This is a genomic window from Bradyrhizobium sp. (assembly GCF_030654605.1).
Classification (GTDB): Bacteria; Pseudomonadota; Alphaproteobacteria; order Rhizobiales; family Xanthobacteraceae; genus Bradyrhizobium.
Window position 1 is genome coordinate 58,576 of sequence record NZ_JAURXB010000133.1, and the last position, 14,981, is coordinate 73,556.

Sequence of the window (14,981 nt, forward strand, 5' to 3'; positions counted from 1 at the left end):
TGATCAGCCCTGGCGCGCCTTGAAGCGGCGCTGGACCTTGTTGATCACGTACACCCGGCCCTTGCGGCGGACCAGACGGTTGTTGCGGTGGCGTCCACGCAGCGATTTCAGCGAGTTACGGACCTTCATGGGACAATCCTGATGCTTTGAAAGGCCGTGTTTCGACAGGCCGAAAGTGGCAAAATGAGATTTTTCCCGCCAGCGGTCATACCGCCCGGGACGGCCGGTTTCTAAGCCATCGAATGGTCGAATGTCAATCCGGACCGGCAAACCAGGACGCCGCCGGCCGATCCCGGCCCGTTGGAACCTGAATCCCCGGCTAGGAAAAATACGCAAATTCGGTCAAAGGTTTGCTGCGATACCGTGATTCGCACCCTATATCTGGAACTGGCTGTTCGGCCGAGCTGGGTCTCGCGCAAAGATGGGATCTGCCTCCACCATGACGACCGCTCAAAATCCCGCCATCAAACCTGCAACTCTGGCCCCCGCGGATCAAGCCGCCCCCCTTGCCGCCCCGGGCCGAATACCGCTGCCCGCCGGCGTGCGGCCGTTCCAGCTCAACTGGCCCTACATCATCGTAATCGCCGGCTACCATGCCCTGGCGCTGCTGGCCTTCATGCCCGGCTGGTTCTCCTGGAGCGGGCTGATCCTCGCCATGCTCCTCACCCACCTGTGCGGGCTGTTCGGCATCAACCTCTGCTACCACCGGCTGCTCACCCATCGCGGCCTGAAGGTGCCGAAATGGCTGGAGCATTCGATGGTAGTGGTCGCGATGTCCTGCCTGCAGGAAACCCCGGCGCGCTGGGTCGCGATCCACCGCCGCCATCACCAATTCGCCGACGAACAGCCCGATCCGCATAGCCCGCTGGCCAGTTTTTTCTGGAGCCATATCGGCTGGATCCTGGTGCACCAGCCCGAACTGGCGCGGCTCGGCATCTACGAACGCTACGCCAAGGACATTTTGCGCGACCGCTTCTACGTCGCGCTCGAGCGTTACGGCTGGCTGGTCTGGATCAACCTGATCCAGATGCCGCTGTTCTTCGCCGCCGGTTTTGCGGTGGCGTGGCTATCGGGCCAATCACCCGAGGCTGCCGCGCAGACCGGCCTCGGCAGCCTGATGTTCGGCGTCTTCGTCCGCACCGTACTGGTCTGGCACATCACCTGGGCGGTGAATTCGGTGACCCATATGTGGGGCTATCGCAGCTACGAGACCGACGAGGACAGCCGCAACAACTTTGTCGTCGGCATGATCTCCAACGGCGAAGGCTGGCACAACAACCACCACGCCGACCCGCGCTCGGCGCGCCATGGCCATCAATGGTGGGAGATGGACAATACCTGGCTGACCATTCGTTTCCTGGAACGGATCGGGCTGGCCACCCACGTGGTGCCGCCGAGTGCGCATCTCAGAGCGCAGGCCGCCAAAGCCAGGCTGGTTACACGCGGATCGGATGGCGTTCCGGTCGATTAGAGACCCGGCGGCGAGGCCGACGGGGGCTCAAACAAAAATATCGAAAACAACCCCATGCACAGTAACAGTGGTAGCCGGCGTTTCCCGACGGCACCATTAGAAGTACCCTGAGCGGGGACATCTCACTCTTCGCCACGCGGCTCCTACGCGGCCGTCCAGCCCCCGTCTACGGGGAGATTGGCGCCGGTGATCTGCGCGGCGTCATCGCTGCACAGAAACAGCGCTAGCGAAGCTATCTGCTCGACGGTAACGAATTGCTTGGTAGGTTGGGCAGCGAGCAGGACGTCCTTGATCACCTGATGCTCGCTCATGTTGCGTGCCTTCATCGTTTCCGGGATCTGCTTCTCGACCAGGGGCGTCCAGACGTAGCCGGGGCTGATGCAGTTGCACGTGATCCTCGATTGCGCGAGCTCCAGCGCCACCGTCTTGGTGAGACCTGCGATGCCGTGCTTGGCTGCGACGTAGGCGGACTTGAACGGCGATGCGACCAGCGAATGCGCCGATGCCGTGTTGATGATCCGGCCCCAGCCTCGTTGCTTCATGCCGGGAGTAACGGCACGGATCGTATGGAATGCGGAGGAGAGGTTGATTGCGATGACTGCATCCCACTTTTCGACCGGAAAATCCTCGATTGGCGAGACATGCTGGATGCCGGCATTGTTGACGAGTACGTCCACCCGGCCAAACGTTCTCTCCGCAAGCGAAATCATACTGGCGATTTCGATCGGCTCGGCCATGTTCGCGGGCGTATAGATTGCCTTCACTCCGAAATCGTTCTCAATTGCAGTCCGCGTTTTTTCGACATCGGCCGGTGCCCCGATTCCGTTGAGCACGATATTGGCGCCTGCACCTGCGAATGCCCGCGCGCACGCCAGGCCTATTCCGCTTGTCGAGCCGGTCACAACGGCCGTCTTGCCCTTCATAATACTCAATTCGCTCTCCTTCTTTGTCTGTTGCATGCCCTCATGTTCAGCCGACCAGACTCATCTCGCGGGCTTCGAGGAGACGCCGGCCTGGCTGCTGGAGGTAGTCGTGCACGACCTTGCCCAGCCCGAGCGTCAGGTCGGCCCGTATGTGAGTCGCGGACACCACCTCGTGGACCGGCAGGTCAGCCACGGGTGCCAAGGCGTGAGGCGACAGGTGGAGCGCCGCAGGCCCGGTCCATGCGCCCTTGATCGTGACATTCTCCAGGTGGTATTCGACCAGTTCGCAGATGCGCGGCGTGCCGTCGACATGCGGAATGATCTTGAGCAGGAAGTTCGGTGCCTCAAGTGAAGCCTTGACCTGCGACAGATCCGCTTCGCCATGCTTGTAGCCCATCGTGCCGGTGGCCACCCGAAGCCGGCCGTAGTCCAGGGTTCCGACCAGCGTATCGACCTCCGTTCGCAGCGTCGGCTTCGCCAGCTTCTTCGGAAAACCCCAGAGCTCACGGCCGCCGGAGATCGGCCCCTCATCGTCGAGGTACATGCAGTGGGTGTAGCTGCCTTTGCGGCCGCGAAAGGAGACCGGAATCACCTGCCCGCTTTCGGTGTAATCGCCGAAGCCGTTCGAATCCGGCATGCGGATGAATTCGTACTTCACGAGCGCTTCGCGCTGGTCGAGTTCGAGTGGCTCGGGCACCACGGCGCGCAGCTTCGCCGGATCGGTGCGGTAGGTGATATTCAGGTATTCGCGGTTGACGAACCGGTACGGCCCCGGCGGATATGACGGACTCGTCAGCGGCATCGCGAACGCCTGTTCAAGTACTTCCTTCTCGCGCATCTTCACATCCTCTTCGGGTCTGGCCTTTAACGGTTGATTGTTTATTCCCGACCGTCGCGTTCGAGATCGAACGTGAACACGCCGTCGAGGCTCGCAGGGCGAGCGAGAACGTCGGGATGGCGCAGCGTGCGGACGGCATCGTGATAGCCCGCGCGCCAATGATCCTGCATCGACAGGCGGGAGAATTCGTAATCCTTCGAGTGGCCCTCGTAATTCCGGGTCCGATAGATCAGGTGGACGATGTTGTAGACCTTGTCACTGGCGACCGATTTCAGGAGCTTCAGATCATCGTTCTCCTCAAGATCGGCAGGCAGCCTGCGGAGCAGGGCTGCAAGGGCCCGCTGCACCCGGTGCACGCTCTTGAATTGCCCGGTGCTGGCACGGGTGCGGCTCGAAAACTGAATCTCCTTGTGACGTGTGGTGACGTCCGCGAGGTTGCGCGGAAGCGCGCCTTGCGAGCTCCAGAGGTCGACCTGAAAAGCGAGCGTGTCCTCGCGGCGGGGGTTGCTCTCGATTACCCATTGCAGCGGCGTATTGGATACAAGGCCGCCATCCCAGTAGTGCTCGCCATCGATTTCGACGGCCGGAAAGCCGGGCGGCAGCGCTCCGCTCGCCATGACATGCTCGGGGGTGATCTTGTGAGTGCTGGTGTCAAAATAGATGAAATTGCCGGTCCTGACATTGACGGCGCCCGCGCTGAAGCGCGTCATTCCGGCATTGAGGCGATCAAAATCGACGAGGCGCTCCAGCGTCTGCTTGAGGTGCCTGGTATCGTAGAAGCTGGTCGCAGCCATCGTGCCGCCCGGCTGCAGCCAGGGCATGATGGTCCGTGCAGAGAAGAATCCCGTTGCCCCGAATGCGGCAGCCAGACCGGCGTTCATTTGATTGAGGAGATTGCGCGCGTCGTCACTCCGGGCGAGGTCTACGAATGGGTTGCCTGACCAGGGCGCGCCCGAGGTCACCTGCATCCAGAACTCGCGCAGCCGATCGACGCGGGAGTTGGGCGGGTTGCCTGCGATGATGGCGGCATTGATCGCCCCGATCGAGATGCCGGCGATCCAGTTGGGATGGATATCGGCCTCCGCCAGCGCCTCGTAGACGCCGCCCTGATATGCCCCCAGCGCACCGCCACCCTGCAATAGCAGGACCACACTGTCGAATGGCAGCTGTCTTTTCGCCGCCGAGAGGTGAGGTTGAAGCTGGGAATTCATGGTGTGCTCTTGGTTTGATGATTTCGGACCACCCTCGGGATTGCCGATCTCCGCCCCTGCGCCAGAGGTTGTCCTGGCTGGAAAGAAGATGATTGACATTCCGCCCCGAGGAACTAAACTATACCGTATAGTTTGGATAAACCACGGGCAAGCAGGCCTGTCAAGGAGAAGGGTCAAGCGACCCGCTCAGCTTTCTGTGAGCGCGGTAAATCGCTGAAATCGTCTTCTTGCGCAGGGATCAATCAGAGAAGTGATCCGACATGATTTCAAAAACCAGACGAACTATTCCGGCGATGGCAGTGTTGCTTTGCGCGACAGCCGCCTCTGCGCAGGAAAATCGCGGCACCCCGGAGCAGCGAGCGGCGTGTGCTCCGGACGCCTTCCGGCTCTGCATTGGTTACATTCCCGATCCCACCAGCGTTGAGCGATGCCTGAGACAGAACGGTTCCGATCTCAGCGACGCGTGTCGGGTGGTGTTCGAGCAAAGCGCCGGCGGGCTCGTGAGCAAAAGCCCCAAGGGAGTGAAGCCGGAACGACCAATTCGATCCGCGATCTCCCGAGACTCCGATTGAGCCGGCAATAAAGAGACACCCAGAATGGATATGTTCTACATTCCCGCGATTGCGTCGTTTTCGGGGTCGGCGTCCGGAACGCTGGCTTCGATTGTCACCAACTGGGTGACCCAGCGTCGCAAGGACCGTTTCCGCCATTCAGTGCGGGCCACGTCCCAACGCGAAGAACTCTACAAGGACTTCATTGAAGAAGCAGCGACGCTGTACGCCGACGCGATCGTCAATGACAAGTCGGAGGTCTCGAAGCTCGTCGGCCTCTACGCTCTCATCGCGCGGATGAAGATCCTTTCGAGCGATGCCGTGATTGAAGCCGCCGAAAAGGCGGCTCGGCTGATCATAAACACGTATCTATCGCCGAACAGGACGTTCGTCGATTTGCTCGACCTGATCAACGAGATGGATCCGTTGCGCGATTTCAGCGAGGCCTGCCGCTGCGAACTGCTATCCTCTCACGCCCGCTGAGGCTCTGATCATGCCGGTGTTTCAGTATTTGGGGTGGGTAGGAAGCTTCTTGCTCGCGACGCTTCTTGCCGCGAACTGGTGCTTCCCCGCACCTTCTGCTCCACAGGCCGGGGTTCCGCTCGATCAGAAGATCAAGATTCGAATCCATACGGATCATAAATGGCCTGAGCGTGTGGTGTTCGACACCGCCGGCGCGATGGTAGCGCAACAAGCCGGCGTGGAGGCCGGCATTGGCGGATGGAGACCAGCCGTTGCGACGGAACGCCAACCTTTCCACGCGTTCGCCGAGATGGCGTCCCCCTCAAGGCCTTGTTTTCGACCGCCCTGCTCCGCTCAACGGGAGCCCTCGCCGATCGAGAATGGCGCACCATTCCAGAATCGCGAACGCTTGTCGATGACAGTGCGCAAGAGACTCACTTTCCCCAATCCGCTTCACAGGCCGCCAGGAAGAAGCTGACACGTTCGCGCACGAAAGCGGGCAGTTCGCTGCGCAGATCTTTTGCGCCCTCCCCCATCAAAGCCCGCATGATCATCGGCAGCAGAACGAGATCCATGAAAATCTGCGCCGTGGAAACACTTCGTTTCGGACCGAAGGCTCCCTTGGCGCCGCGCGCAAGCGTGTGGGTGGCACCGTTCAGGATATTGGACACGGCAGCCGCGGCGCGGTCCCGCCCGTGTTCATGGACCTGGCGGCTCAAGGCCGGAAATCTGTCTGCCTCGGCGATTGTGGCGCGCGTGATGCCGATGGTCTCGTCGATGAACCGCTGCACGACCTCGATGCCCAGGCTGGCGAGCCTGTCCTGCACCGAGCGCCCCTTGGGCGCAAAGTCCTCGAAATCCGTCAGTCCTTCGACGACACGGGCCACCACCGCCTCGAAGAGCGCCTGCTTCCCGGGGAAGTGAGCATAGATGGTCGGCTTGCTCGCCGGTGCCGTCGTGGCAATCTCGTCGAGACTGGCGCTTTGATAACCTCTCTCGAGAAATACCCGCTGGGCGGCATCGAGGATCCGGGTTTTAACGTCACCTGCAAGGTCTTTGGGCGGCCTTCCCGGACGCGGCCGCTTCAGATCATTGTTCGTGTTCACCATCGGCTTCACCTCTGCATTCACGATGCTGCGAGCGCCCAGGCTCGCTGACCATTCCGGCTTGACACGGCTTCGATCAGAGTACAAGTAAAATAAACTATACGGTATAGTTTGGATAACCAGGAGCCTGCTGTGGCCGATCCCCTACCCTATACGCCAGCCCTGGAGGGACGCACCCTTCTGGACGAACTCAATCATCGCATCAAGAACGAGTTCGCCTCGCTCATCAACCTTGTCACCTACAAGGCCGTCTGGACCGACAACGCCGCGGCCAAGGAGGAACTGAGCAACGTCGTCGAATTGCTTCATCAGCATGTCCAGGTCCACAGCATTTTGACGATGCCGGATGGCGACACGCTGGCGGACGCCGGCGACCAGCTTCGAAAGTTGGGATTGGCGCTGAGCCGATCCAAGCTGGATCGCATGAATATTCGCCTGGTTTTGTCGGCTGAGATTCTGCCCCTGGAGTCGGAGCGGTGCTGGCGCCTGGCATTGGCCATCTACGAGTTCGTGACGAACGCGGCCCGTCACGCCTATTTCGATGGCCGGAACGGTGAAATCAAGATTGAGCTGATGCGCGCAAATACGTGGGTGAACTGCCGAGTCACCGACAATGGATCGGGCGTGGGTCGAATCAAGCTTGGTCGCGGCCTTCGGGTCGCCGGCGATCTGATCATGAGCCTGGGCGGCCGGATCGACCGTACCTCCGGCCCGACATGGAACTCGTTCGACCTGGACTTCCCTCTGACGCGGCGCGAGCAGCGCGCCAACCGCGTGACTTCCCGCCGCCCCAGAATCGGCCGCCCCGGGCCGCGGCCTCGCGTGCCCTCGGCGAGCGGGCAAGCGACGGCGATTGCCGTCCGACCAGAAGTCTAGATCGAAGGACATACACCATGCCTAAAAAGACACTTCTAATGCTGTCCGCAACCGCGATGGTCGGCGCCGCACTCCTGACGCCAGGTGCCGCACTCGCCCAATTTGGTCCTCCGCCAGGTCCGCCACCGGGTCCGCCACCAGCCCTCGCTGGTCCGCCTCCAGGTTTCGTTCCCGGCGGCCCGCCTCCGGGGCCGGGCGCCGGTGGTCCTCGTCCTGGCGGTGCTCCGCACACTCCTCCCGCTGGCCTGGCGCCTCGCGACCTCGCAGGCGCACCACCGCGCGATATCGCAGGTGCTCGGCCTCGTTTCTCACGTCTCGGCGGCGGCGCCGGATTGCAGAATCTCGATCGCGGCGGACGGACCGGTTTCCGCGGGGTCGAAGGTCGCGGCGCGGCCTACGGCGCGAACTACGCGCGAGGCGGTTATGCCGGCTATGGGTACGGGCATGGCCGCGGTTATCGGCACTGGCCCGATGTGGCGGCGGCTGCAGCTTACGCCGATAGCGGATCCTACGCCTCCTCCGATGACGGCTGCTACTACGTGTCGGGATACCGGCGAAACGGTCACCGGCGCGTTCTGGTCTGTCCCGAAAACTGATCCATGCGAGCCATGGCGCCCCGGTCTTCACCGGGGCCAGTCTTTTGTGCGGAACGCAATCCCTCCGCCAGAGCCGGTTTCGAGACTTGACATTTGTCGGAACTAAACTATACGGTATAGTTTAATTAAAGGAGGCCCCCTTGTACGTTCCCATTTCCTACCCGCCCGCATGGGCCGTTTCTCTGCCCATCGGCACCGCCACCGCACTCGCGCTTCTGGCGACGCTCCTGACGGCCTGCAAGGAAAATTCTGATGTTTCTGCCGAGCGCCCCGCGCTGGTGCATACCGAACTCGTGCAGTCGCGAAATGGGCAGGCTACCGTGACGCTGACCGGCGAGGTCCAGCCCCGCTTCAGCGCCGATCTCTCTTTTCGTGTAAGCGGGCGCGTGCTTGCGCGCCTGGTGGATGTAGGCGCCCACGTCAATGCCGGCGACCTCCTGGGTCAGCTCGATCCAGCCGAGCAGCAGGCCGATTTTGACGCCGCGACCGCAGGCGTGGCCGCGGCGGCGGCTCAGCTGCGTGTGGCGCAAGCGACATTTGATCGGCAAAGCTCCCTGCTCTCGAACGGCTTCACCACCCGCGTCGCCTACGACCAGGCGCAGGAGCAATTGCGAACCGCACAGAGCACGCTTGAATCGGCGAAAGCGGAGCTGGGAAGAGCCCGCGAAGCGCTCGGCGATACAGAACTGCACGCCCGCGCGGCGGGTGTGATTACTGCGCGAAGCCTTGAACTTGGACAGGTCGTGCAGGCGGCCCAAGCGGTCTTCACGCTGGCGCAAGATGGCGAGCGCGACGCCGTTTTCGATGTTCCGGAATCGATGTTCTTTGACGACGTGGAGCACGGCCGCGTGTCACTGGCGCTGGTCTCGGACTCCGGTGTGACCGCCACGGGGTACCTCCGGGAGGTATCACCGGCCGTCGATCCCAAGAGCTCCACTGTACGCGTGAAGGTCGCTATCCAAGATCCGTCCCCTGCAATGACGCTCGGAAACGCGATCGCGGGGACCGCCGGGATCAAACCGGCCGCGGAGATCACGCTGCCGTGGACCGCGCTGACGGCAGAGGGGTCAAAGCCCGCCGTCTGGATCGTCGACCCGAAGACGAAGAAGGCATTCCTGAAGCCGGTGACCATCGGCGCTTACGAAGCCGGAGCAATGACGATCAAGCAAGGGCTTGAGCCTGGGGACCGCGTCGTGATCGACGGGGGCAAGCTGCTGAGCACCGGTCAACCCGTGACATTTGGCGAGGATCGATCATGAGAACGCAGTTTCTCGTTGTTGCAGGCACCCTCGCTTCGGCATTGACGGTGGCCGGATGCAAGCAGGAGGTGAAGGCTCCGGAGCCTGTCCGGCCCGTGCTGTCGACCGTTCTGCTACCGACCGCAACCGGCAGCACAGCGGCGGTCGGCACCATCCAGCCCCGCTATGAGACGAATCTCGGGTTTCGCGCGCTGGGACGCCTTGTCGCGCGTCCAGTCAACGTCGGAGACCTGGTTGCGGAAGGGCAAACGATTGCAGCAGTAGATCCCACTGCCCTCGAGCTGGCGGTACGGTCAGCGAAGGCGGATCTTTCGAAAGCCGAGGCCCTCCTTGAAAATGCGACCGGGACCGAGGAGCGGAAACGGATCCTGATCAAGACCGACGCCACGACTAAGCAGACGCTGGACGATGCAGAGCAGGTGCGCGCGGGCTCACAAGCTTCGACCGCCCGCGCCCGTGCGAACCTGGTCAAGGCGATCGAGCAGCTGGGCTATACCCGGGTCAAGTCCGATTTCGCGGGTGTCGTCACAGCCGTGAAAGCCGAGGTGGGACAAGTCGTGGCGCCGGGGCAGAGCGTCGTGACCGTTGCGCGGCTGGACGCCCGTGAGGCTGTGGTCGATGTTGGCGCGGATTTCCCCGTGCCCTTGACCGTCGGTTTGCCGTTCACCGCCAGCCTGCAGCTGCTTCCTGCCGTTCAAGTCCAGGGCCAAATTCGCGAAATAGCGCCGCAAGCCGATCAAGTAACACGCATGCGCCGCGTTCGCATCGCCTTGAATGATCCGCCTGAGAGTTTTCGGCTCGGAAGCACCATCACGGCAAGCCTCAGCAGCGGATACAGCTCAGTTCTCCGAGTGCCCGCGTCCGCCGTTCTCAAAGAGGGCGCCGAGACTTTCGTCTGGGTCATCGACACTTCCACAAGCACGGTCTCACGCCGCAAGGTCGATCTCGCCGAGGACGAAAGAGGCATTCGGGTCACCGGCGGTCTCGCCGCCGGAACGCGCATCGCAACTGCCGGAATTCATACTCTCAAACAGGGACAGCAAGTCCGCATCGAACAGGACGCCACGCCATGAAGACCTTCAACCTCTCGGACTGGGCCCTCGAACATCGTTCGCTCGTCTGGTACTTCATGATCGCGTTCATGGCGGCGGGTCTGTTCGCCTATCTGCAGCTGGGGCGGCAGGAAGATCCGGATTTCACCATCAAGACCATGGTGATCGGAGCGCAGTGGCCGGGCGCTTCGCCCGAGGAAATGACCCGCCAGGTCACCGACAGGATCGAGAAGAAGCTCGAAGAGCTGGAGTCGCTCGACTATACCAAGAGCGTCACCGTTGCGGGCCAAACAACCGTCTTCGTTTATCTGCGCGACACGACAAGGGCTGCCGACGTTGCACCGACCTGGGCGCGCGTGCGCAACATGATCGCGGACATCAAGGGCGATTTCCCGCAAGGGGTGATGGGTCCCGGCTTCAATGACCGCTTCGGCGACGTCTTCGGCAACATCTACGCCTTCACCAGCGACGGCTTGACCCCGCGCCAGTTGCGCGACCGCGTCGAAGACATTCGCGCAAAAGTCCTGACCGTCCCGAATGTCGGCAAGGTCGATATCCTCGGCGCGCAGGATGAAAGAATTTTCCTGGAGTTCTCGACCCGGAAGATCGCATCGCTCGGACTCGACACCCGCTCCATCGTTTCATCATTGCAGGCGCAAAATGCCGTCGCGCCCTCGGGCGTGTTCCAGGAGGGGCCGGAACGCATCAGCGTGCGGGTCAACGGTCAATTCGCATCCGAGGAAAGCCTGAAGGCGATCAATCTCAGGGTCAACGACCGGTTCTTCCCGCTGACAGATGTGGCAACCATCACGCGCGGCTATGCGGATCCTCCGACCATGGTGTTTCGCTTTAGCGGTCAGCCGGCGATCGCACTCGCGATCGGGATGAAGTCGGGCGCGAACTTGCTGAAATTCGGCGAGGCGCTGAAAGAGGAAATGTCGAAGATCCTGGCCGAGCAGCCGATCGGCCTGGGAGTTCATCTCGTCGCCGATCAGCCGGTCGTGGTCGAACACGCCGTCTCTGGTTTCACGAAGGCTCTGTTCGAAGCGGTTATCATCGTGCTCGGGATCAGCTTCCTGAGCCTCGGCCTCCGCGCCGGCCTGGTCGTTGCGATCGCGATCCCGCTGGTGCTGGCGATCACATTCGTTGTGATGGAATATGCCGGAATTTCACTGCAGCGCATCTCGCTCGGCGCCTTGATCATCGCGCTCGGCCTTCTGGTCGACGACGCCATGATCGCCGTTGAAATGATGGTGGCACGGCTCGAACTGGGCGATCCCCTGGAGAAGGCCGCGACGCACGTCTACACCTCCACGGCCCTTCCCATGCTGACGGGAACGTTGGTCACCGTAGCCGGGTTTATTCCGATCGGCCTCAACACCAGCAACGCCGGTGAATTCACCTACACCTTGTTCGTGGTCATTGCCGTCTCGTTGCTCGTGTCGTGGGTCGTCGCAGTGCTGTTCACGCCCTTGCTTGGCGTGACGATTCTGCCCGCCAAGATCAAAGGCCATCATGACTCCAAGGGCCGGTTTGGGCAGATGTTCGCCCGTCTGCTTCTGATTTGCATGCGTCATCGGTGGACCACCGTGGGGGTGACGGTCGCGGCCTTCGCACTTGCGCTCTTCGGCATGAACTTCGTGCAGCAGCAGTTCTTTCCGTCGTCGGACCGCGCCGAACTGGTCATCGACTGGAACCTGCCTCAGAACGCCTCGATTACCGAGACGAATGCGCAGACCGCTCGCTTCGAGCGTGAACAGCTGCAGGGCAATCCGGCTGTCGAACATTGGTCGACCTATGTGGGAACCGGCGCCCCGCGATTTGTGCTGTCGTTCGATGTACAGACGGCGAACGCCTGGTTCGGCCAAATGGTCGTCGTCACCAGGGGTGGCATTGCCGCACGTGATCGCGTCAAGGCACAATTCGAAACCTATCTGAAGAAGACGTTTCCCGGTACGGATACTTTCGTCAAACTGCTCGAGGTCGGCCCCCCGGTCGGGCGTCCCGTGCAGTATCGGTTGAGCGGGCCCGACATCGCCAAGGTGAGGGAACTTTCCCAAAACCTCGCCGGCATCGTCCGCGCCAATCCGCATCTCGATCATGTCGTATTCGACTGGATGGAGCCCGCACGCGTCGTCAAAGTCGATGTACTGCAGGACAAGGCGCGACAGCTCGGCGTGAGCTCTGAAGACATCGCGACGACATTGAACGGCGTGCTCGCCGGCTCTACGATCACTCAGGTGCGCGATAGCATTTACCTGGTGAATGCGATGGGCCGCGCGACCGCGCCTGAGCGTGCATCGATCGATACACTTCGCGACCTGCAATTGATCGGCCTGGGCGGGCAATCGGTGCCCCTCGGAGCCGTGGCTACACTGCGCTATGAGGTCGAGCAGCCCACCATCTGGCGGCGATCCCGGATTCCCACGATAACGCTCAAGGCAAGCATTCTCGATACCGCGCAGCCCAAGACGGTCGTCGATCAACTTGCGCCTAAGGTGAACGAGTTCGCAAAAGGCCTGCCGGCGGGATACTCGGTCACGATCGGAGGCTCGGTCGAGGAAAGCGCGAAGAGCCAGGCCCCGATCGCGGCGGTCGTCCCGCTGATGCTTTTCATCATGGCGACCATCCTGATGATACAGCTGCAAAGCTTTCATCGGCTGTTCCTGGTGTTTGCGGTCGCGCCGCTCGCCCTGATCGGTGTGGTCATGGCCCTGCTGCCAAGCGGAGCTCCGCTCGGCTTCGTTGCAATCCTCGGTGTGCTGGCGTTGATCGGCATCCTGATCCGCAACTCGGTGATCCTGATCGTGCAGATCGAAGAGCTCAAGGAGGAAGGACGGCCTGCATGGGACGCCGTCGTCGAAGCAACCGAGCATCGGATGCGGCCGATCATATTGACCGCGGCTGCCGCAAGTCTCGCACTCATCCCGATCGCGCGCGAGATCTTCTGGGGGCCGATGGCCTACGCGATGATGGGCGGCATCATCGTGGGCACGGTTCTGACGCTGCTGTTCTTGCCGGCCCTTTATGTCGCCTGGTTCCGGATCAAGGAGCCGGTGCCCGCAACGGAGAACATTCACGAAAATACGCTTGCCCCGGGAGCGCAAGTTGTCTCCTCAACTGAGGCGCCCGTTCAGCGCGAACTGGAAAATGCATAGGAGCCGATATGAAGCAAGTTTTCAGTCTCTTTCTATTCGGCATCGGAGGATTGTTTTTCCTTGCATTCTTCGCCACCCTCAAGCCGACCGTCCTTTCGGCCGCGTCGGGGCCGGGCGTGCCCGGCCCGTGCGGCACGCAAACTCCGCCCTCAGTCGCCTGCCGTTCCCTCGCATTTGCTACAGCATTTTGGCCTGATGCCGGCCGGCAGAAGTGACCATCGCGGCCCGATCGACTGCGGCGGATGTGACGTCAGCTCACCCCCGCCCCCTCAGTTCGGAAACTCCACCATCGCCTCGCCGGTCGCGACTTTCTCGCCGCTCTGGTTCTTCACCATGACGTCGATCAGGACCCAGCGCGAATTGGCGGTGACCTGCTTCGACTTGACGATTCCGGTCGGCTGGATGGTGTCGCCCGGCTTCACCGGCTTGACCCAGCGGGTTTCGAGGCGGCGGTGGATGGCGCCGGCGGGATAGGCCCAGTCCGTCAGCATCCGCGTGATCAGTCCAAAGTTGTTCATGCCGTGCATGATGATGCCGCCGAAATTGGTCTTGCCGAAACTGCCCTTCATGTATTCGTCGTCGAGATGCAGCGGGTTGTAGTCGAGCGAGCCGTCGCAGAACAGGCGGATGGATTCGCGGCTGACTTCGAATGTCGGCCCGTCGATGGTGTCGCCCTCGCCGAGGTTTTCAAATGTGGTGGTCATGATTTCCCTCGCTTCATTCCGGCCGGATGGTCCAGCCGCGGCCGGAGCAGACCACGTCACCGTGCTGGTTGAAGAAGACATTGTCGTGCACCACGAACAGCCGTTCGCGCTTGATGAACTTGTCGAGCGCCCGGGCCTGCAGCGTGATGACATCGCCGGGACGCGCCGGAATGTTGTAGCTCCAGGACTGCCCGGCATTGACGGTGCCCGGCGAACGCATCCAGTCGTCCGCGGGCGTGCAGGCGAACATCAGCAGGATATGGATCGACGGCGGCGCGATCAGCCCGCCGTAGCGGGTGGTTCTGGCGTAGGCTTCGTCGAAATAGATCGGATGGTCCTCGCCGACCGAAGCGCAGTAGAGTTCGATGGCGTCGCGGGTCAGGGTGTAGGGAATGGTCTTGCGCGGTTCGCCCGGGACGATGTCGTCCCAGACCTTGCGCAGATTGGCGTGTTTCCAGAAATTGGTTTCGAAGGCTTCCGCCTGCGCCATCGCATCCTCCCTTTTTAGTTTTTCTCGGCCGCCGCTATTATGATGCCGGCTCGTCATGCCGCCTTGCGGAATTTGTTATATAGTATAATCAATTCACGACCGTGTAAAATCAAGCCGCTCTGCCGGGGAAACAACATGCCCAAACTGAAGCTGCCCAATATCGATGACGTCGTCGCGATCGACATCCACACCCATGCCGAGGAGCCCTGCGGCATGCATGGCGACGACGGCTATGACGATTTCCAGGAAAAGATGGCCGACTACTTCAAGTCGCCGAACAAGCA

General features: G+C 61.7%; 16 protein-coding genes and 1 pseudogene. 9 read left to right on the plus strand and 8 right to left on the minus strand.

The features are described 5' to 3' along the window. Positions 1-3: 3 nt before the first annotated feature. Positions 4-129: a type B 50S ribosomal protein L36 gene (ykgO, locus tag Q7U29_RS13360; protein WP_002718645.1), complete on the minus strand. Its 126-nt coding sequence runs from the start codon at positions 127-129 to the stop codon at positions 4-6. Between the two features lie 310 nt (positions 130-439). On the opposite strand from ykgO, the gene Q7U29_RS13365 reads away from it, so the two are divergent. Next, a complete protein-coding gene (locus Q7U29_RS13365; RefSeq protein WP_304742113.1) occupies positions 440-1,471 on the plus strand; it encodes a fatty acid desaturase in 1,032 nt (343 codons plus the stop codon). Between the two features lie 143 nt (positions 1,472-1,614). On the opposite strand, the gene Q7U29_RS13370 is transcribed toward Q7U29_RS13365, so the two are convergent. Genes Q7U29_RS13370 through Q7U29_RS13380 form a run of 3 tightly spaced genes read right to left on the minus strand, consistent with a single transcriptional unit; the run spans position 1,615 to position 4,443 of the window. Continuing rightward, positions 1,615-2,430 (minus strand): 3-hydroxybutyrate dehydrogenase, encoded by an 816-nt coding sequence (locus Q7U29_RS13370; RefSeq protein WP_370691755.1) that lies wholly within the window; start codon positions 2,428-2,430, stop codon positions 1,615-1,617. Between the two features lie 10 nt (positions 2,431-2,440). After that, positions 2,441-3,232 (minus strand): acetoacetate decarboxylase, encoded by a 792-nt coding sequence (locus tag Q7U29_RS13375; RefSeq protein ID WP_304742115.1) that lies wholly within the window; start codon positions 3,230-3,232, stop codon positions 2,441-2,443. A 41-nt stretch (positions 3,233-3,273) separates the two neighbouring features. Further along, on the minus strand, positions 3,274-4,443 hold the full coding sequence (locus Q7U29_RS13380) for a patatin-like phospholipase family protein (RefSeq protein ID WP_304742154.1): 1,170 nt from the start codon (positions 4,441-4,443) through the stop codon (positions 3,274-3,276). A 260-nt stretch (positions 4,444-4,703) separates the two neighbouring features. Between Q7U29_RS13380 and Q7U29_RS13385 the strand changes: the two genes are divergently transcribed. After that, positions 4,704-5,015: a hypothetical protein gene (locus Q7U29_RS13385; protein ID WP_304742117.1), complete on the plus strand. Its 312-nt coding sequence runs from the start codon at positions 4,704-4,706 to the stop codon at positions 5,013-5,015. Positions 5,016-5,039: 24 nt separating this feature from the next. Next, on the plus strand, positions 5,040-5,477 hold the full coding sequence (locus tag Q7U29_RS13390) for a hypothetical protein (protein WP_304742119.1): 438 nt from the start codon (positions 5,040-5,042) through the stop codon (positions 5,475-5,477). A 413-nt stretch (positions 5,478-5,890) separates the two neighbouring features. Here Q7U29_RS13390 and Q7U29_RS13395 read toward each other — a convergent pair whose 3' ends face one another. Beyond that, entirely contained in the window at positions 5,891-6,565 is a 675-nt protein-coding gene (locus Q7U29_RS13395; RefSeq protein ID WP_304742122.1) for a TetR/AcrR family transcriptional regulator, read from the minus strand. A gap of 129 nt (positions 6,566-6,694) precedes the next feature. Here Q7U29_RS13395 and Q7U29_RS13400 point away from each other — a divergent pair, with 129 nt between their 5' ends. Continuing rightward, entirely contained in the window at positions 6,695-7,438 is a 744-nt protein-coding gene (locus Q7U29_RS13400) for a sensor histidine kinase (RefSeq protein ID WP_304742124.1), read from the plus strand. A 308-nt stretch (positions 7,439-7,746) separates the two neighbouring features. Here the strand turns inward: Q7U29_RS13400 and Q7U29_RS13405 are convergent, their stop codons facing one another. Then, positions 7,747-7,884 carry a hypothetical protein gene (locus Q7U29_RS13405; RefSeq protein ID WP_304742127.1) on the minus strand — a complete coding sequence of 46 codons (138 nt, stop codon included), beginning with the start codon at positions 7,882-7,884 and terminating at the stop codon, positions 7,747-7,749. A gap of 290 nt (positions 7,885-8,174) precedes the next feature. On the opposite strand from Q7U29_RS13405, the gene Q7U29_RS13410 reads away from it, so the two are divergent. From Q7U29_RS13410 to Q7U29_RS13425, 4 genes are read left to right on the plus strand one after another with little or no spacing between them, the layout of a single operon-like run. Further along, positions 8,175-9,293, plus strand: coding sequence for an efflux RND transporter periplasmic adaptor subunit (locus Q7U29_RS13410; RefSeq protein ID WP_304742129.1), 1,119 nt, complete (start codon positions 8,175-8,177; stop codon positions 9,291-9,293). Then, on the plus strand, positions 9,290-10,366 hold the full coding sequence (locus Q7U29_RS13415) for an efflux RND transporter periplasmic adaptor subunit (protein WP_304742132.1): 1,077 nt from the start codon (positions 9,290-9,292) through the stop codon (positions 10,364-10,366). Before Q7U29_RS13410 ends, Q7U29_RS13415 begins: the two co-directional genes overlap by 4 nt. Further along, a complete protein-coding gene (locus tag Q7U29_RS13420) occupies positions 10,363-13,503 on the plus strand; it encodes an efflux RND transporter permease subunit (protein ID WP_304742134.1) in 3,141 nt (1,046 codons plus the stop codon). The genes Q7U29_RS13415 and Q7U29_RS13420 overlap by 4 nt, the downstream gene beginning before the upstream one ends. Before the next feature lie 8 nt (positions 13,504-13,511). Further along, entirely contained in the window at positions 13,512-13,718 is a 207-nt protein-coding gene (locus tag Q7U29_RS13425; protein ID WP_304742135.1) for a hypothetical protein, read from the plus strand. 54 nt (positions 13,719-13,772) lie between these two features. On the opposite strand, the gene Q7U29_RS13430 is transcribed toward Q7U29_RS13425, so the two are convergent. Then, a complete protein-coding gene (locus tag Q7U29_RS13430; RefSeq protein WP_304742137.1) occupies positions 13,773-14,207 on the minus strand; it encodes a MaoC family dehydratase in 435 nt (144 codons plus the stop codon). 13 nt (positions 14,208-14,220) lie between these two features. Continuing rightward, positions 14,221-14,697 carry a MaoC family dehydratase gene (locus tag Q7U29_RS13435; RefSeq protein WP_304742138.1) on the minus strand — a complete coding sequence of 159 codons (477 nt, stop codon included), beginning with the start codon at positions 14,695-14,697 and terminating at the stop codon, positions 14,221-14,223. Positions 14,698-14,832: 135 nt separating this feature from the next. On the opposite strand from Q7U29_RS13435, the pseudogene Q7U29_RS13440 reads away from it, so the two are divergent. Next, a pseudogene (locus tag Q7U29_RS13440) lies at positions 14,833-14,981 on the plus strand (4-hydroxyphenyl-beta-ketoacyl-CoA hydrolase); the annotation flags it as partial.